This window comes from Pseudomonas sp. 58(2021), from assembly GCF_017491585.1.
Lineage (GTDB): Bacteria > Pseudomonadota > Gammaproteobacteria > Pseudomonadales > Pseudomonadaceae > Aquipseudomonas > Aquipseudomonas fluorescens_BT.
The window spans coordinates 152,610-170,446 of record NZ_JAFGYZ010000001.1 but is presented as its reverse complement, the minus strand read 5'-3'; the positions used below and the strand labels follow the sequence as shown (position 1 = coordinate 170,446).

Below are 17,837 nucleotides of genomic sequence, written 5' to 3'. Positions count from 1 at the left end.
ATCGAGAGGTAAAGTTGGTAAGTATTGCGAGTTTTGTTCGGTCGAAGTTGCACTTTTAAATAGTAGGGAGGGTTAAATAAAAAAACCGCCAGCCTCTGAAAGAGGTGGCGGTTTTTTGTGGCGGCGCCAGTTGGTTGTCAGTGAGCGGCAGGCGTTACATCACGCAGCGCCTTGCCTTTCACCGGCGCATCGCCAGCGACATAGTACGGCGCGTTGCTGCGCGGCAGTGGCTGGCGGCCACGGATCTTGTCGGCGATTTTCTCGGCCATCATGATCGTCGGGGCGTTGAGGTTGCCGGTGGTGATGATCGGCATGATCGAGGCATCGACCACGCGCAGACCCTGCATGCCATGCACGCGGCCCTGACCGTCCACGACCGCCATCTCGTCGGTGCCCATCTTGCACGAGCAGGACGGGTGAAACGCGGTTTCGGCGTGCTCGCGGATGAACTTGTCCAGCTGCTCATCGGTTTGCACTTCGATGCCCGGGCTGATTTCACGGCCACGGAAGGCGTCCAGTGCAGGCTGTTGCATGATCTCACGGGTCAGGCGGATGCCGTCGCGGAACTCCTGCCAGTCCTGCTCGGTGGCCATGTAGTTGAACAGAATGCTCGGGTGCTGGCGCGGATCCTTGGATTTGACCTGGATGCGACCGCGGCTCGGCGAGCGCATGGAACCCATGTGCGCCTGGAAGCCGTGCTCTTTCACACCGTTGCTGCCGTTGTAGTTAATCGCCACTGGCAGGAAGTGATACTGGATGTTCGGCCACTCGAATTCCGGACGGGTACGGATGAAACCGCCGGCTTCGAACTGGTTGCTGGCGCCGATACCGGTGCCGTTGAACAGCCACTCGGCACCGATGGCCGGCTGGTTGTACCAGAGCAGCGACGGGTAGAGCGAGACCGGTTGGGTGCAGGCATATTGCAGGTACAGCTCAAGGTGATCCTGCAGGTTTTCGCCAACGCCCGGCAGATCGTGAACGACCGGGATGTCGAGGCTTTCCAGCAGTTTCGCCGGGCCGACGCCGGAGCGTTGCAGCAGTTGCGGCGAAGCGATCGCGCCGGAGCAGACGATGACTTCTTTGCGGGCGCGGGCTTCAACGCGCTCTTCGGCAGCACCGACCAGATAACGTACGCCAATGGCACGTTTGCCTTCGAACAGAACCTTGTCAGTCAGGGCGTGAGTGACGATGGTCAGGGTCGAACGCTTCTTGGCCACGTCCAGGTAACCACGGGCGGTGGAAGCACGACGACCTTTCGGCGTCACGGTGCGGTCCATCGGGCCGAAGCCTTCCTGCTGGTAGCCGTTCAAGTCTTCGGTGCGCGGGTAACCGGCCTGTACGCCGGCTTCAACCATGGCGTGGAACAGCGGGTTGTTGCCTGCCTTCGGCGTGGTCACGCTGACCGGGCCGTCGCCACCGTGGTAGTCGTTCGGGCCGATGTCGCGCGTTTCCGCTTTACGGAAATACGGCAGGCAGTCGAGGTAAGTCCAGTCTTCCAGGCCTGGCAGTTTTGCCCAGCCGTCGTAGTCCATCGCGTTGCCGCGGATGTAGCACATGCCGTTGATCAGCGAGGAGCCGCCGAGGCCCTTGCCGCGACCGCACTCCATGCGACGGCCGTCCATGTGTGGCTCCGGATCGGTTTCGTACGCCCAGTTGTAGCGACGACCTTGCAGCGGGAAGGCCAGTGCGGCCGGCATCTGCGTGCGGAAGTCAAAACGGTAGTCCGGGCCGCCCGCTTCGAGCAGCAGGACGGTGACGCCTTCGTCTTCAGTCAGACGGGTCGCCAGGGTGTTACCGGCAGAACCGGCACCCACAATGATGTAATCGAATTCCTGGGACATTGAATGCACCCTCTTTAGATGTGGTCAGATCGGGCCTCGGCGAGTGCTATGCACTCGAATCGCTGGCAAGCCAGCTCCCACAGGGATTGGGAGTTGCCACGGATTTGAAGGACGACCCCAAACCTGTGGGAGCGGGCTTGCCCGCGAAGAGGCCCTCGCAGGCAATACGAGACTCGGGTCTTAGAACACCGAGACGTAATCGCCCAGCTCGACCTGTACCGATTTGATGCGAGTGAAGTTGTTCAGCGAGCTGATGCCGTTCTCACGACCGACACCCGACTGCTTGTAACCGCCAACCGGCATTTTTGCGTCGGACTCGCCCCAAGCGTTGATCCAGCAGATACCGGCTTCCAGTTGGTGAATCACGCGGTGAGCGCGGTTCAGGTCGCGGGTGACGATACCGGCGGCCAGGCCGAAGTCGGTGTCGTTGGCGCGGCGGATCACTTCTTCTTCGGTTTCGTAGGTCAGGATCGCCATCACCGGGCCGAAGATTTCTTCACGAACGATGGTCATGTCGTCGGTGCAGTCGGTGAACACGGTTGGTGCCACGAACGCGCCTTTGGCGAATTCGCCGTCGGTCATGCGCTCGCCGCCGCACAGAACGCGGGCACCTTCTTCTTTACCCTTGGCGATGTAGCCCAGCACGTTTTCCATGTGCGCGAAGCTGACCAGCGGGCCGAAGTTGGTGTTTTCGTCTTCCGGGTTGCCAACGCGGATGCGGGCAACGCGCTCGACGATCTTGGCTTCGAAAGCGGCTTTCAGGTGGCTTGGCACGAACACGCGAGTGCCGTTGGTGCAGACCTGACCGGAGCTGTAGAAGTTGGCCATCATGGCGGTGTCGGCGGCGCGATCCAGGTCGGCGTCGTCGCAGATGATCAGCGGGGACTTGCCGCCCAGTTCCATGGTCACGTCTTTGAGCGACGAAGCCGAAGCGCTGGCCATGACCTTCTTGCCGGTGTCGGTGCCGCCGGTGAAGGATATTTTCTCGATGCGCGGGTGCTCGGTCAGCCAGGTGCCGACTTCACGGCCGCTGCCGGTCAGGACGTTGAACACGCCGTTTGGAACGCCGGCTTCGGTGTAGATCTCGGCCAGTTTCAGGGTGGTCAGCGAGGTGACTTCGCTTGGCTTGAAGATCATCGCGTTACCGGCCGCCAGGGCTGGAGCGGATTTCCACAGCGCGATCTGGATCGGGTAGTTCCACGCACCGATACCAGCGACAACGCCCAGCGGCTCGCGACGGGTGTAGACGAAGGAAGTGTCACGCAGCGGGATCTGCTCGCCTTCGATGGCGGGTACCAGGCCTGCGTAGTATTCCAGCACGTCGGCGCCGGTGACGATGTCGACGTATTTGGTTTCGGAGAAGGCTTTACCGGTGTCCAGGGTTTCCAGTGCAGCCAGTTCATCGTTGCGCTCGCGCAGGATGTCGACGGCGCGACGCAGGATGCGCGAACGCTCCATGGCGGTCATCGCGGCCCAGATCTTCTGGCCCTTTTCGGCGCTGACTACAGCACGCTCGACGTCTTCCTTGGTCGCACGTTGCACTTGTGCGAGGACTTCACCGTTAGCCGGGTTGATGGCTTCGAAGGTGGCATCGCTGCCGGCGTCGGAGTACGCGCCATCGATGTAGAGTTTTTGCAGTTCGAAACGGGCCATAGTGTCCTCGCAAGTGCATAAGTGGTTGGCGTTGACCACCGCGATCAGGCTGCGGTGGCGTTCAGGGGCCGAGCGTTTTCTCTGTGCTCTAGCTCACCTGCTTGGCCAATTGGAAATCCATGTATTCGTAAGCGATCTGTTGCGCCTGCGCGGTGTCGAAAGCGTCTCCCGACAGGGCGCCGCGCAACCACAAGCCGTCGATCAGAGCTGCCAGTCCACGGGCAGCGGTGCGCGCATCTTCGAGCGGCAACACACGGCGGAACTCGCAGCACAGGTTGGAATACAGACGGTGATCGTTGATCCGCTGCAACCTGTGCAAAGACGGCTGGTGCATGCTGGTGGCCCAGAAGGCCAGCCAGGTTTTCATTGCCGGGCCATTGACCTGGCTGGCGTCGAAGTTGCCTTCGATGATCACCTGCAGATGCGCCCGGGGGCTGCTGTCTGCCAGCGCCTGACGGCGCGCGGTGACGTTCTCGCTGAGGACGCTCATCAGATACCGCATCGTGGCGGCAATCAGGCCGTTCTTGTCCTGAAAATAGTGACTGATGATGCCATTCGAGACACCGGCCAGACGGGCGATCAGCGCAATGCTGGCGTCCCCCATTCCGACCTGATCGACAGCCTGCAAAGTGGCTTCGATCAGTTGTTGGCGGCGGATGGGTTGCATACCGACCTTGGGCATCTTGCACATCTCCTTAGGCCTTCCGACGGACGACAAACGCCTATCGGATTGAGGGCCAGTCTATTTTGTTTTGATTGAACGTTCAATCAACAAAGAATAAGATCTGCGACAAATCGTCGCTGCCTACAGCTTTTTCCTACGAGTAAGTGGCGATAAACCGACATCCGAAAATGCTCGAAACCTGCGCGGGGCAAGGCGCGGTTCGACGTTCGATGGACGTGTTGAATGGGCAAGACGCTCAAGGCCAGGTTTCGGATGAACGTCCATGCCTCGGCCACGACGGCGATTCGCGGTGCCATCTCTGCAGGTTCGGGCTTTTTTCGGGGTGTCTTTATATCACCCGCCGGTCGGCTGCCAACTAACCGATTGGTCGGGTTCCGTGTTGCCTTGTGTTCTTCTCTCGCACTGCCTGGAGCATTTGTGCCATGAGTTCTGCCTCGCTTATAAAGACCCCGCCCGAGAAGGTGACGGTCAACGGTTGGGTGTTCTACACCTCTACCGCGCTGATTCTGTTGTTGACCGCCATTCTGATCATCGCCCCGCAAGAGGCCGGCAGAATGCTGGGAGTGGCTCAGGCCTGGTTGTCCCGCAGCTTCGGCTGGTACTACATGGTGGTGATCGCCGCTTACCTGGTATTTGTGGTGGGCCTGGCGTTTTCCTCCTACGGCAAACTCAAACTGGGCAGCAAGGACGACACCCCTGATTTCAGTTACGGCGCCTGGGCGGGGATGCTGTTCTCGTCGGGTATCGGTATTTCGCTGCTGTACTTCGGCGCCTCCGAGCCGCTGGATCACTACTTCAATCCGCCGGAAGGCGCGTCCGCTACCAACATGGCGGCACGTCAGGCTGTTCAGCTGACCTTCCTGCACTGGGGCCTGCATGGCTGGGCGATCTACGCACTGGTCGGTCTGGCCGTGGCCTATTTTGCTTACCGTCATAACCAGCCGCTGGCTCTGCGTTCGGCGCTGTACCCGCTGGTGGGCGAGCGTTGGGTCAAGGGCGCTGCCGGTCATGCGGTGGACGGCTTCGGCATGTTCGTGACGCTGCTGGGTCTGGTGACCAACCTGGGGATTGGCTCGCTGCAAGTGTCCTCGGGCCTGGAAAACCTGTTCGGCATGGAGCACAGCAACACCAACCTGCTGATCGTGATCATCGTGATGAGCACCGTGGCGACCATCGCCGCCGTGTCCGGTGTGGAAAACGGCATCCGTCGTCTGTCCAACCTCAACATCATTCTGTTCAGCGGCCTGCTGATTTTCGTGCTGCTGTTTGGCCCGACCCTGCACCTGCTCAACGGCTTCGTACAGAACATCGGCGACTACCTCAACGGCGTGGTCATGAAGACCTTCGACTTGTACGTCTATGAAGGCGACAGTGCCAAGTCCGACCGCTGGCTGGGTCTGTGGACTCTGTTCTACTGGGCCTGGTGGATTTCCTGGGCCCCATTCGTAGGCATGTTCATCGCGCGGATTTCCCGTGGTCGTACCGTGCGTGAGCTGGTGGCCGGCGTGCTGCTGATTCCGCTGGGCTTCACCCTGGCGTGGCTGTCGATCTTCGGTAACTCGGCACTGGATCTGGTGATGAACCACGGTGCGGTGGAACTCGGCAAGACGGCGCTGGAACAGCCGTCGATGGCGATCTATCAGTTGCTGGAACACTACCCGGCGTCGAAAGTCGTCATCGGTGTTTCGATTTTCGTAGGTTTCGTGCTGTTCCTGACCCCCGCCGACTCCGGCGCGGTGATGATGGCCAACCTTTCCTGCAAGGGGGGCACCGTTGACGAAGATGCGCCGCACTGGCTGCGTATCTTCTGGTCGGTCGTAATCACTCTGGTGACCATCGGCCTGCTGTTCGCCGGTAACTTCGAAGCCATGCAGACCATGGTGGTGCTGGCCGGTCTGCCGTTCTCGGTGGTGCTGGTGTGCTTCATGTTCGGCCTGCACAAGGCGATGCGCCAGGACATGCAGATCGAACAGGAGCAAGCGCAACTGGCGGAACGCGGTCGTCGTGGTTTCAGCGAGCGTCTGACTCAACTGGATCTGCAACCGAGCCAGTCGGTGGTGCAACGCTTCATGGACAAACACGTTACCCCGGCGCTGGACGATGCGGCTGCCCAGCTGCGTATTCAGGGTCTGGAAGTGCAGACGCTGCTGGGTAAATCCAAGCGTTGCATGGGCGTGCGCGTCGAGATGGAAGAGGGCAACCCTTTCGTCTACGAAGTGAGCCTGGACGGCTATCTGGCGACCCCGACCGAGTCGGCTCAGTCCGATGAAGCGCGCCAGCGTTACTACCGCGCCGAGGTGTATCTGCACAACGGCAGCCAGGATTACGACCTGATGGGCTTCACACAGGATCAGATCACACGCGATGTGCTCGATCAGTTTGAAAGCCATCGGCAGCTCCTTGGCCGGGTGTATAGCTAAAGTCAAAAGCTCCCTCACCCCCGCCCTCTCCCGGGGGGAGAGGGAGCCGACCGAGGTGTCTTGCGTTGTACATCGACCTGAAAAATCGAGTCGATTATGGATTCGGTGAAGCAAGATCAGGTCGACGTATATCTGCAGCATCCCCCAATCAGTTCCCTCTCCCTCTGGGAGAGGGTTAGGGTGAGGGGGCTTTTCCTGACCCAAAAAAAAGGGATCGCTCACCGCGATCCCTTTTTTTTATCCCGCCTTACCCCAGGTTCTTCCCGAGCAGCGCGTGATACAGCTCGCTGTCCCCAAGAATCCCCACCACATGGTTGTTGTCGTGCAGCACCAGTTTGTTGCCGGTCTGGTAACGGATCTGCAACGCGTCGCGCATGCCGATGTTCGAGTCCACCAGCGTCGGTTTACGCTCCAGCCCTTCCACGGCTTGCCCCGGTGCCCAGTTCTGCAGATTCAGCACCGAACCGTTCTGCCGTGCACCCTTGATGGTGTTGCCCTCGGCCAGGTCCAGCCACGAGTCGCCACCCGGGTCCAGGCACACCGAACCGTTGATGCGTTTGCAGTTGTCCAGGGTGCGCATCAGGCTGCGACCGCAGAGTACGTTCAGCGGATTGGTGTGGGCAACGAAGGTGCGCACGTAGTCGTCCGCAGGGTTGAGCACGATCTCTTCCGGCACGCTGTACTGGATGATCCGGCCGTCTTTCATGATCGCGATGCGGCTACCCAGTTTGAGCGCCTCGTCGAGGTCGTGGCTCACGAACACGATGGTCTTGCTCAGCTTGCGTTGCAGCTCCAGCAGTTCATCCTGCAGACCCTGACGGATCAGCGGATCAAGGGCCGAGAAGGGTTCGTCCATCAGCAGAATGTCGGCGTCCATCGCCAGTGCGCGGGCCAGGCCCACACGCTGCTGCATGCCGCCGGACAGCTCGTTGGGTTTCTTGTTGCGCCACTGGGTCAGGCCCACCAGCTCAAGCTTGTCGTCCACCAGTTTGCGGCGTTCTTTTTCGGGACGACCCTGCATTTCCAGACCGAAGCTGATGTTCTCGCGAACGGTCAGCCAAGGCATCAGGGCGAACTTCTGGAACACCATGGCGATGCGCTTGGTGCGCATCATTTTCAGTTCGGCCGGGCTGCAGGAAGCGATGTCGATCTGCTTGCCTTCGTGCTCGACGAACAGCTTGCCGCGGCTTACGGTGTTGAGGCCGTTGATGCAGCGCAGCAGGCTGGATTTGCCGGAGCCGGACAAACCCATCAGTACACAGATTTCACCTTTCTCGATGTCCAGGCTGGCTTTTTCAACGCCGACAATCTGTCCGGTCTTTTTCAGGATCTCGTTGCGGGTCATGCCCTGATCCAGCAGCTTGAGTGCCTCGCGTGGATCCTTGGCGAAGATAACGTCTACGTTATCGAAGCGGATTATGCTCATGCGTCACCCCCTACTTTGGCGTCGGGTTGTTTGCAGATACGGTCGAGCATGATCGCCAGCAGTACGATCGCCAGGCCCGCTTCGAAGCCCAGAGCGATATCAGCAGTGTTCAGTGCGTTGACCACCGGTTTGCCGAGTCCGTCGGCGCCCACCAGTGCCGCGATCACCACCATCGACAGCGACAGCATGATGCACTGGGTGATGCCGGCTGCGATGCTCGGCATGGCGTGGGGCAGTTCGATCCGTGAAAGCAGTTGGCGACGCGAGCAGCCGAAGGCCTTGCCGGCGTCCATCAGTTCTTCCGGGACATCGCGGATGCCCAGGTAGGTCAGGCGGATCGGCGCAGCGATGGCGAACACCACCGTGGAGATCAGGCCCGGAACCACGCCCAGCCCGAAGAGGGTCAGGGTAGGAATGAGGTAAACGAAGGTCGGTACGGTCTGCATCAGATCGAGCACCGGCCTCATCAAAGTGTAGAACATCGGTTTGTGCGCGGCGACGATGCCCAGCGGCACGCCGATGACCACGCAGACCAGGGTCGCGAACATGACCTGGGCGAGGGTTTCCATGGTTTCCTGCCAGTACCCCAGGTTGAGGATCAGCAGAAAGGAGGCGATCACAAAGGCGGTGAGGCCCCATTTGCGTTGAATGAAGTGCGCGAGCAGAGCGATGAGGCCGATCAACACCAGCGGGTTGAACCAGGTCAGCGCAAACGTCACGCCGTGGATCATCGTTTCCAGGGTCACGGCGATTGCGTCGAAGGTGCTGGCGCCGTGTTGCGTCAACCATTCAACGAAGCCCGCGATGTACTGGCCTAAAGGGATTTTCTGATCAATCAGCATGGTAGTGAACGTCCGCATGCAAGGAAATAACAGCCCGGGCGGGACTGACCCGCCCGGCATAAGCGATTACTGCGCGAGCTTGGCTTTCACGGCCTCCAGGCCAGGTTTACCGTCAATGGTGGTCACGCCAGCGAGCCAGGTATCGAGCACCTGTGGATTCTTTTTCAGCCAGGCCTTGGCGGCCGCGTCAGGCTTCATCTTGTCGTCGAGGATGTTGCCCATCAGGGTGCTTTCCATGTCGACGGTGAACTCCAGATTTTTCAGCAACTGACCGACGTTGCTGCATTCCTCGACGTAGCCCTTGCGGGTGTTGGTCGCGACAGTAGCGGCGCCGAAATCCGGGCCGAAGAAGTCGTCGCCGCCGGTCAGGTATTGAATCTTGAAGCGCTTGTTCATCGGGTGCGGTGCCCAGCCGAGGAAGACCACGGCGGTGTCGCGCTTCTGCGCGCGGTCGACCTGCGAGAGCATGCCCGCCTCGGAGGATTCGACGACCTTGAAGCCGGCGTCTTTCAGGCCGAAGGCGTTCTTGTCGATCATGCTCTGGATCAGGCGGTTGCCGTCGTTGCCTGGCTCGATGCCGTAGATCTTGCCGTCGAGCTCTTTCTTGAATTTGGCGATGTCGGCGAAGTCATGCAGGCCCTTGTCGTACAGCGCCTGCGGCACGGCGAGGGTGTATTTGGCGCCCTTGAGGTTGGTGCGCACGACTTCCACGGTGCCGGCGTCGCGGTAGGCCTTGATGTCGTTTTCCATGGTCGGCATCCAGTTGCCGAGGAACACGTCCATGTTCTTGCCGTCGGCCAGCGACTTGTAGGTCACGGGCACGGAGATCATGGTGGTCTTGGTCTTGTAGCCGAGGGCGTCGAGCACCACGCTGGTGGTCGCGGTTGTTGCGGTGATGTCGGTCCAGCCGACATCGGAGAAGTTAACGGTACTGCACTGCGCCGGTTCTGCGGCTTGAGCCAGTAACGGCAGACTCAGCATGGCGGCCAACAACAACGATGGGGAACCTTTCATGGATGGACTCCTTGGTGTTTTTTTTGGCAGTGTTCCGACTGGACCACCGCACTTATAGGTTGCGGTTGGATGGCGTTCTGGAGACAGCTCTGTCACGGCGCCTTGCAATCGAGTCGATACGATCATGTACCAGTGAAAATCTGACGCCTACAGGGTGCGTCGTATCCAGTACAGGGATGGTCGCATCCAGTGTCGGTGACGTCGTTTACAGCTTTTTTCAGCCCCGTTTGGCCATCTGAACCGCATAAAAACGGCGAAAACACGGGCGAAAACCGGCACGGCGTTCGTGGGCATGAGTGCGTCGGTGTCAGACGCCGGACGACCCGGGAAAAGCCTGATGATGCGGGCATTCCGGCGGATCGCAGCTAGAGCGTAGCAGCTCCGCCAGCGGGCGCTTCACGCCCCGGACCGGCACTCTCAGGAGCTCTGCATCAATGGCTATCAGCGTTTTCGACCTGTTCAAAATCGGCATTGGTCCCTCCAGTTCTCACACCGTCGGGCCGATGCGCGCCGCGGCGCTGTTCGTCGAGTCGTTGCGCGACAAATTCCTGCTGGAGCAAGTGCGCCGGGTCGAAGTGCAACTGTTCGGTTCGCTGTCGGCCACCGGTGTCGGTCACGGCAGCGACAACGCGGTGATCATGGGCCTGATGGGCGAGTGGCCGGACGCGATCGATCCGTCGCAGATCGGCCCGCGGATCCAGGCCCTGCGTGAAACCCACACCCTTTTGCTCGATGGTCGTTTGTCGGTGCCTTTTATATGGGCCCGCGACATGCGCCTGATCGACGAGAACCTGCCATTCCATCCCAACGCCATGACCCTGGTCGCCGAAGGCGATCACGGCGAGATTCATCGCGACACCTACTATTCGGTCGGCGGCGGTTTTGTCGTCGATGAGGCACAGGCGTCCAGCGGTGTGGTGGATCTGGATCGCACCGAATTGCCTTATGACTTTTCCAGCGCGGTCGAACTGCTGGAGCTGTGCAAGCAGAACAACCTGCGCGTCGCCGAGCTGATGATGGCCAACGAGAAAGTCTGGCGCAGCGAAGAGGAAATCCGCGCCGGGCTGATGAAGCTCTGGCGGGCGATGCAGGATTGCGTCGAGCAGGGTCTGAGGCACGAAGGCATTCTGCCCGGCGGACTCAACGTGCGCCGGCGTGCGGCGAAACTGCACCGCAGTCTGCAGGAACTGAACAAGCCCAATGTGATCGGCTCGACCCTCAGCGCCATGGAGTGGGTCAACCTGTTCGCCCTGGCGGTAAATGAAGAAAACGCTGCCGGCGGGCGCATGGTCACGGCGCCGACCAACGGCGCGGCCGGGATCATTCCGGCGGTGCTGCACTACTTCATGAAATTCAGCGAAGCGGTGACCGACGCCAACGTAGTCGACTATTTCCTCGGGGCGGCGGCCGTGGGGATTCTGTGCAAGAAGAACGCCTCGATCTCCGGCGCCGAAGTCGGTTGCCAGGGGGAGGTCGGTTCGGCCTGCGCAATGGCAGCAGCGGGGCTGGCGGAAATCCTCGGCGCGAGCCCGGAGCAATTGTGCAACGCAGCGGAAATCGGTCTGGAGCACAACCTCGGTCTGACCTGCGATCCGGTGGGTGGCCTGGTCCAGGTACCGTGTATCGAGCGCAACGCGATTGCGGCGGTGAAGGCGATCAACGCGGCGCAGATGGCCTTGCGCGGCGATGGCCAGCACTTTATCTCGCTGGATCGGGTGATTCGTACCATGCGAGATACCGGTGCCGACATGCATGACAAATATAAAGAGACTTCGCGCGGCGGGTTGGCGGTCAGCGCGGTGGAGTGCTGATTTCCCGATAGCACCAGACCAGTCAAAACTGCGCACCAAGTGAGCATCGACAATAAAACGCGCCACCTTTTGGCGCGTCGCAATCAGATAAGAGTCTTTCCCACGTACAGCGCCTGATTCACAGGTGCTACCGTCCGTCACCTGTGCCAGCGGTGACACTGTAGGACAATCCGCCGCAGCCCTGTTCCCACAAGTGCTACCGATCTGCTCACGCACGCCGGGGCAGGGCTTTCACCGCCGCTGATGGCACTTCGAATCAGCTCTCATCGGAGCGCTTGTGTAGACACGTCGCGACGTCGTTTTCAGGAGTTATTGAACGGCCATTCAATTTTAGGCATGGCAATTGCTCTGTCATAACAAAGCCCGTCTCACGCAAGAGAACGATGGCAATAACAAGAGCCTCCGCCTGAGGCCATCACCCGCTTTGTGTGAGGAGATACCGCGATGACGTCGTTCAACTCCGGGGCTCAACCCCAGAACCGTGCGCCTCAATCCATCGGCTTTCTGCTGCTGGACAATTTCACGCTGATTTCCCTGGCTTCCGCAGTCGAACCACTGCGCATGGCCAACCAGTTGTCCGGTCGCGAGCTGTATCGCTGGACGACCCTCACCGTCGACGGTGGTCAGGTCTGGGCCAGTGACGGTCTGCAGATCACTCCCGACGCCTCCATGCACAAAGCCCCGGCCCTCGACACCATCATCGTGTGCGGCGGGATCGGTATTCAACGCACCGTTACCCGTGAACATGTCTCGTGGCTGCAAAGCCAGGCGCGCCAGTCCCGTCGCCTCGGTGCCGTGTGCACCGGCAGTTGGGCCCTGGCCTGCGCCGGCCTGCTCGATGGCTTCGATTGCAGCGTGCACTGGGAATGTCTGGCGGCGATGCAGGAAGCTTTCCCTCGCGTGGCGATGAGCACCCGTCTGTTCACCCTCGACCGCAACCGTTTCACCAGCTCCGGGGGCACCGCGCCGCTGGACATGATGCTGCACCTGATCAGCCGCGATCACGGCCGTGAACTGTCCGCCGCGATCTCCGAGATGTTTGTCTACGAACGCATCCGCAACGAACAGGATCACCAGCGTGTGCCGCTCAAGCACATGCTCGGCACCAACCAGCCGAAGCTGCAGGAAATCGTCGCGCTGATGGAAGCCAACCTGGAAGAGCCGATCGACCTCGACGAACTGGCGGTGTACGTCGCCGTGTCCCGTCGCCAGCTCGAGCGCCTGTTCCAGAAATACCTGCATTGCTCGCCGTCGCGCTACTACCTCAAGCTGCGCCTGATCCGTGCCCGGCAACTGCTCAAACAGACGCCGATGTCGATCATCGAAGTGGCGTCGGTCTGCGGCTTCGTGTCGACGCCGCACTTCTCCAAGTGCTACCGCGAATATTTCGGCATTCCACCGCGTGACGAGCGCGTCGGTTCCAACACCACCCAGCAGGTGGCGATGCTGCCGCTGCCGCAGGCCATCGTGATGTCGCCGCTGTCCGGGCCGATGTCGGCGCTGAGCCAGGCGCGCAACGAGTCGACCTTCGCCAGCGTACGTCTCTGAAACGAAAGATCGCAGCCTGCGACAGCGCCTTCAGGAAAGGCACTGTCGCAGGCTGCGATCTTTTTTCGGTCAGATGTCAGGCGCGGGTTTGCTGATACTGCGCCAGGGCCGGCAGCAACTGCTTGTCGATGGCTTCGCGCACGGTCGGCTGAATGCTCGCGCTGCTGGTGTACATCTGCTTGACCATGGTGCGCAGCGTGTTGGCCCGCACATCGTCCAGACCCCGCACCGCGCACTCGCAGGCCTGCAGGGCAGTTGAGCCCGACGGCACTTCGAATCCCAACGACTTGAGCTGGCCCAACAGGTCTTCCTGATCGATCAAATCGGCATACATCATGACGCGAATCCTTCTTCGGCAACGGAGGTCGTGACTCGATTCTGGTAGGCCTGCACAGGCACGGCAAGGGCGATTTGTCGCAGTGGCCGCGACGGCTATGAACAGGTCGTTTTCGGCTAACTCGTGGTACCGGGGAGTGGGCACACTGGCCTCAGCTCGCTTCACGAAGGTTTGGTCACCCTCGGCACGGCAGCTCCTCAACAGTACCCTCGCCCCGATCCTGTCACGGCTTGTATCGGGGTTTTTTTTGCCTGTGTGTCAGGTAAATCGAGGTGCATTCATCGCCAGCAGACTGGCTCCCACATTGAAATGCGCTCTTTGTGGGAGCCAGCCTGCTGGCGATGAACGATGACGCGGTTTAGCGTTGCAACACCAGAATCCGCGACAGCAATTCATCCCGATCGATGTAGCAGCCTTGAAAGTGCCGGGCCCCGGTGGACGGGTCGAACGCATTGCGCGCATGCAGGGTGCGGCGGTTGTCGAAGCACCACAACTCGCCCGGATTGAGCCGCTGCATCAGCCGGAAACGTGGTTCGCGGGTCATGGCGATGAAGCGCCGGTAAGCGCGATACAGCAGGGGCATTTGCGCCACTGACGTGTCGAACGCGCCGCGCAGAAAATTGGCCATGCGGATTTCCGCAACCCGGCCCAAGGCATCCAGAGCGATGATCGGCGCGAGGCAGCGGTAGTCGCTGTGGCGGTCCTTGTTGCGAAACTCCACCGGGATCTCGCACAGCGCCTGAAACGACGCGGGATCCTCCTGGCGCAACGCTTCGGCAATCGCAAAACCGTCGACGAAAATGCTCTCGCCACCCTCGGCGTCGTTCACCAGGCAATGCAGAAATTGCAGCCCCGGTTGCAGCTCGCGGGTCGGCAGATCCGTGTGCAATGGCAGGTTGAAAGCGGTGTAGGCATTGCTGTCGGCATCGGCCTTGGATTGCACGTTGAACAGCACGCCAAAGTTGCTCTCGCGGATGAACGAAATGCGCTGGGCGATCAGCTTCAGCGAGCCGGGTTCGGTGGGTACGCCGCGCACCTGGGTCAAGCCGATGTCGCGTACCGCCAGCAACCATTGCAGCAGTGCGGCGTTGTCGTTCATCAGGGCTGCATAGTCGAACACCGGCAACTGCAAATCGCTGCGCCACAGGAAGGGTTTCGGCCTGGCGGCGAGGCGTTCGGCGCGGGATTCGTCGTCGTAGGCGTGGGCCCGCAGCCATCCGGCATCGAAGCGGCTGAGGTGGCCGTCCTGCCAGTCGATACGCAGGCAGCCATCGGTGTCGATATGCGCGGCGGAGGGCGACAGGTCGGGAGCCGCATCGACGATCTCGAACACTTGCTCGCGGGTGACGCTGTAGACGCAGTGCGGACACGGACAGTTGTCGCGTAGCCACACGTGGTGGAACGGGCTGACACGCCCGTCGGCCCATTCAATCAAGACGCGATCCGCCAGGCTCTGCACGCCGTTCAGCGCGCTGATCAACGGAAAGGTACGGAAATCGGCAACAGCAGCGGCGGTTTGCATGGCGGCTCCTTGCGATGGATGGATTTACCGGGCTGGGGGCAGGGCGATGACCCGGCCGATGTAAGCAGGGGCGGGCAGGTCGGCCTGCTCGGCGACGATGGCTTGCAGACGGCCCAGGGTGTCCGGGGTGAACGGTGCGGAACGTGGCCCGGCGAGGTCGACGTGCAGCAGCATCTGTTCGTTACCGGCCAGCTCCTTGTCGCCGCCGGCCAGGTGCAGGCTGTGATAGAGGTGCAGGCGTTTCTGGTCGTGACCGATGATCTGCGTGCGCACTTCGACTTCGGCGTCGAGCTTCACTTCGTGCAGGTAGTTGAGGTGCAGTTCGAGGGTGAACAACGAGTGACCGCTGGCTTCGCGGTTGTTGCTGTCCATGCCGAGGCGATCCATCAGGGCGTCGGTGGCGTAGCTGAAAATCAGCAGATAGAAGGCGTCGCGCAGGTGGCCGTTGTAATCGACCCAGTCGGGGATGATGCGGGTTTGGTAGGTGGTGAGGGTGGGCATGGTCGGGTTCCGGCAGAAGGTTGGTCGTCAAAATCAAAAGCCACCCCTCACCCCAGCCCTCTCCCCATAGGGGAGAGGGGGAAAGGGAGCAGATCGGGGGCTTTTCAAAGCCTGAGTTCGGCTCGGTATTTCAGGTCGGCGTAACTCGAAAGCACAACTCGGTCAGTCCCCTCTCCCTCAGGGAGAGGGTTAGGGTGAGGGCTGCGGTTTCAAGCCAGACACATCACTCGCTGAAACTCATCCCGTGCTTTTCTTTGGTGGTCTTCACCGCCTCAAGCACCGCCAGCAAGCAATCATCACGATAGCGCTCCAGCGCCGAAATACTGTGTCGGCCCAGTTGATCGCTGGTGCCATCCACCACATCGTCGATCAACTTGTCGGTCAGTTCCGGTGCCGGCAGGTACGTCCACGGCAACTGCAACGCCGGGCCGAACTGCGACATGAAGTGACGCATGCCGGCATCGCCACCGGCCAGGGTGTAAGTCAAGAACGTGCCCATGAACGACCAGCGCAGACCGGCACCAAAGCGGATCGCATCATCGATCTCTCCGGTGGTCGCCACACCGTCGTTGACCAGGTGCAGCGCCTCGCGCCACAGCGCTTCGAGCAGGCGGTCGGCGATGAAGCCCGGCACTTCCTTGCGCACATGCAGCGGGCGCATGCCGAGGGATTCGTAGACTTTCATCGCCGCTTGAACCGCTTCCGGCGCGGTGTTCTTGCCGCCGACCACTTCCACCAGCGGCAGCAGGTAGACCGGGTTGAACGGGTGACCGACCACGCAACGTTCCGGATGGGTCGAGCTCTCGTAGAACTCGCTTGGCAACAGGCCGGAAGTGCTGGAACCGATCAGGGCATTGGGCTTGGCCGCTGCGCTGATCTTGCTGTGCAGCTCCAGTTTCAGTTCGAGGCGTTCCGGGGCGCTTTCCTGGATGAAGTCCGCATCGCGCACGCACTCTTCAATGGTCGCGACAAACCGCAAGCGATCTTGCGAAGCACCCGGCGCCAGACCGTTTTTCTCCAGCGCGCCCCAGGCATTGGCCACGCGTTTGCGCAACGCCGCTTCGGCACCCGGCGCCGGGTCCCAGGCCACCACGTCGAGGCCATGGGCGAGGGCGCGGGCGACCCAGCCGCTGCCGATGACGCCGCTGCCCAGTGCTGCGAAGGTTTTGATTTCGGTGATAAAGCTCATGGTGATTTCCTAGGAAAATTCGGTGATTCCCTGTGTGAGCGGGCTTGCTCGCGAATGCGGCGGCACTGCTGATGAAGATGCTTCGGATGTACCAGCCTCTTCGCGAGCAAGCCCGCTCCCACAGGATCAGAGGTGAATTCGAATTAGCCGCGCTGGGTCAGGCCCATCTTCTTGCGGCCTTCAGCCGGGGTCAGCACGCGGGCGCCGAGGCGGCTGAGGATTTCGCTGGCGCGTTCGACCAGTTGGCCATTGGTCGCCAGCACGCCTTTGTCCAGCCACAGGTTGTCTTCCAGACCGACCCGCACGTTGCCGCCGAGCAGCACCGCTTGCGCGGCCATCGGCATCTGCATCCGGCCGATGCCGAACCCGGCCCACACCGCATCGGCGGGCAGGTTGTCGACCATGGCTTTCATGGTGGTGGTGTCGGCCGGGGCGCCCCACGGGATGCCCAGGCACAGCTGGAACAGCGGATTGTCGAGCAGGCCTTCCTTGATCATCTGTTTGGCGAACCACAGGTGACCGGTGTCGAAAATCTCCAGCTCCGCCTTCACGCCCAGCTCGGTGATGCGCTTGGCACCAGCCCGCAGTTGGGCCGGGGTGGAGACGTAAATGGTGTCGCCGTCGCCGAAGTTCAGGGTGCCGCAATCCAGGGTGCAGATTTCCGGCAGCAGTTCTTCGACGTGGGCCAGGCGGGTCAGCGGGCCGACCAGATCAGTGTTCGGGCCGAACTCCATCGGGTTCTCGCCCGGGCCGATTTCCAGGTCGCCACCCATGCCGGCGGTGAGGTTGACGATGATGTCGACGTCGGCTTCGCGGATGCGCTCCATGACTTCGCGGTACAGCGCCACGTCGCGGCTGAACTTGCCGGTCTGCGGGTCACGGACGTGGCAGTGCACGACCGTGGCGCCGGCCTTGGCCGCTTCTACTGCAGCAGCGGCGATCTGTTTCGGGGTGACCGGCACGTGAGGGCTCTTGGCGGTCGTGTCGCCAGCACCGGTGAGTGCGCAGGTGATGATGACGTCGTGGTTCATGGTGCGTTTTCCTTCAG

Annotated in this window: 14 protein-coding genes; 3 read left to right on the top strand and 11 right to left on the bottom strand. The window is 61.1% G+C overall.

What is annotated here, in order from left to right; translation table 11 throughout:
* Window positions 1–137: 137 nt before the first annotated feature.
* The 3 genes from betA to betI all read right to left on the bottom strand — a co-directional run bounded on the left by betA (window position 138) and on the right by betI (window position 4,176).
* Complete coding sequence (betA, locus tag J5M72_RS00740) at window positions 138–1,841, bottom strand: choline dehydrogenase (RefSeq protein ID WP_169432243.1); 1,704 nt, start codon at window positions 1,839–1,841, stop codon at window positions 138–140.
* A 180-nt stretch (window positions 1,842–2,021) separates the two neighbouring features.
* The gene (gene betB, locus J5M72_RS00735) at window positions 2,022–3,494 is read right to left on the bottom strand and encodes a betaine-aldehyde dehydrogenase (protein ID WP_085688619.1); all 1,473 of its coding nucleotides are present in this window, start codon (window positions 3,492–3,494) and stop codon (window positions 2,022–2,024) included.
* Window positions 3,495–3,582: 88 nt separating this feature from the next.
* Window positions 3,583–4,176, bottom strand: coding sequence for a transcriptional regulator BetI (gene betI, locus J5M72_RS00730; protein ID WP_011336305.1), 594 nt, complete (start codon window positions 4,174–4,176; stop codon window positions 3,583–3,585).
* Between the two features lie 425 nt (window positions 4,177–4,601).
* Here betI and betT point away from each other — a divergent pair, with 425 nt between their 5' ends.
* Entirely contained in the window at window positions 4,602–6,599 is a 1,998-nt protein-coding gene (gene betT / locus J5M72_RS00725; protein WP_169432242.1) for a choline BCCT transporter BetT, read from the top strand.
* Window positions 6,600–6,846: 247 nt separating this feature from the next.
* Here the strand turns inward: betT and choV are convergent, their stop codons facing one another.
* The 3 genes from choV to J5M72_RS00710 form a co-directional block, all read right to left on the bottom strand.
* The gene (gene choV, locus J5M72_RS00720; RefSeq protein WP_207863756.1) at window positions 6,847–8,025 is read right to left on the bottom strand and encodes a choline ABC transporter ATP-binding protein; all 1,179 of its coding nucleotides are present in this window, start codon (window positions 8,023–8,025) and stop codon (window positions 6,847–6,849) included.
* On the bottom strand, window positions 8,022–8,867 hold the full coding sequence (gene choW, locus J5M72_RS00715; protein ID WP_085709139.1) for a choline ABC transporter permease subunit: 846 nt from the start codon (window positions 8,865–8,867) through the stop codon (window positions 8,022–8,024). Before choW ends, choV begins: the two co-directional genes overlap by 4 nt.
* A gap of 66 nt (window positions 8,868–8,933) precedes the next feature.
* Entirely contained in the window at window positions 8,934–9,881 is a 948-nt protein-coding gene (locus J5M72_RS00710) for a choline ABC transporter substrate-binding protein (protein ID WP_169432241.1), read from the bottom strand.
* A 434-nt stretch (window positions 9,882–10,315) separates the two neighbouring features.
* Here J5M72_RS00710 and J5M72_RS00705 point away from each other — a divergent pair, with 434 nt between their 5' ends.
* Window positions 10,316–11,692, top strand: coding sequence for an L-serine ammonia-lyase (locus J5M72_RS00705; RefSeq protein ID WP_169432240.1), 1,377 nt, complete (start codon window positions 10,316–10,318; stop codon window positions 11,690–11,692).
* Window positions 11,693–12,136: 444 nt separating this feature from the next.
* Window positions 12,137–13,240, top strand: coding sequence for a GlxA family transcriptional regulator (locus J5M72_RS00700; RefSeq protein ID WP_065260190.1), 1,104 nt, complete (start codon window positions 12,137–12,139; stop codon window positions 13,238–13,240).
* Between the two features lie 76 nt (window positions 13,241–13,316).
* Here the strand turns inward: J5M72_RS00700 and J5M72_RS00695 are convergent, their stop codons facing one another.
* The 5 genes from J5M72_RS00695 to J5M72_RS00675 form a co-directional block, all read right to left on the bottom strand.
* Entirely contained in the window at window positions 13,317–13,577 is a 261-nt protein-coding gene (locus J5M72_RS00695) for a hypothetical protein (RefSeq protein ID WP_169432239.1), read from the bottom strand.
* A 358-nt stretch (window positions 13,578–13,935) separates the two neighbouring features.
* On the bottom strand, window positions 13,936–15,099 hold the full coding sequence (locus tag J5M72_RS00690) for a gamma-butyrobetaine dioxygenase (RefSeq protein WP_207863755.1): 1,164 nt from the start codon (window positions 15,097–15,099) through the stop codon (window positions 13,936–13,938).
* 24 nt (window positions 15,100–15,123) lie between these two features.
* Window positions 15,124–15,600, bottom strand: a complete 477-nt coding sequence (locus J5M72_RS00685) for a thioesterase family protein (RefSeq protein ID WP_064380221.1) — start codon at window positions 15,598–15,600, stop codon at window positions 15,124–15,126.
* A gap of 223 nt (window positions 15,601–15,823) precedes the next feature.
* Window positions 15,824–16,789 carry an L-carnitine dehydrogenase gene (locus J5M72_RS00680; RefSeq protein ID WP_007959763.1) on the bottom strand — a complete coding sequence of 322 codons (966 nt, stop codon included), beginning with the start codon at window positions 16,787–16,789 and terminating at the stop codon, window positions 15,824–15,826.
* A 143-nt stretch (window positions 16,790–16,932) separates the two neighbouring features.
* The gene (locus tag J5M72_RS00675; RefSeq protein ID WP_011336296.1) at window positions 16,933–17,820 is read right to left on the bottom strand and encodes a 3-keto-5-aminohexanoate cleavage protein; all 888 of its coding nucleotides are present in this window, start codon (window positions 17,818–17,820) and stop codon (window positions 16,933–16,935) included.
* Window positions 17,821–17,837: the final 17 nt, after the last annotated feature.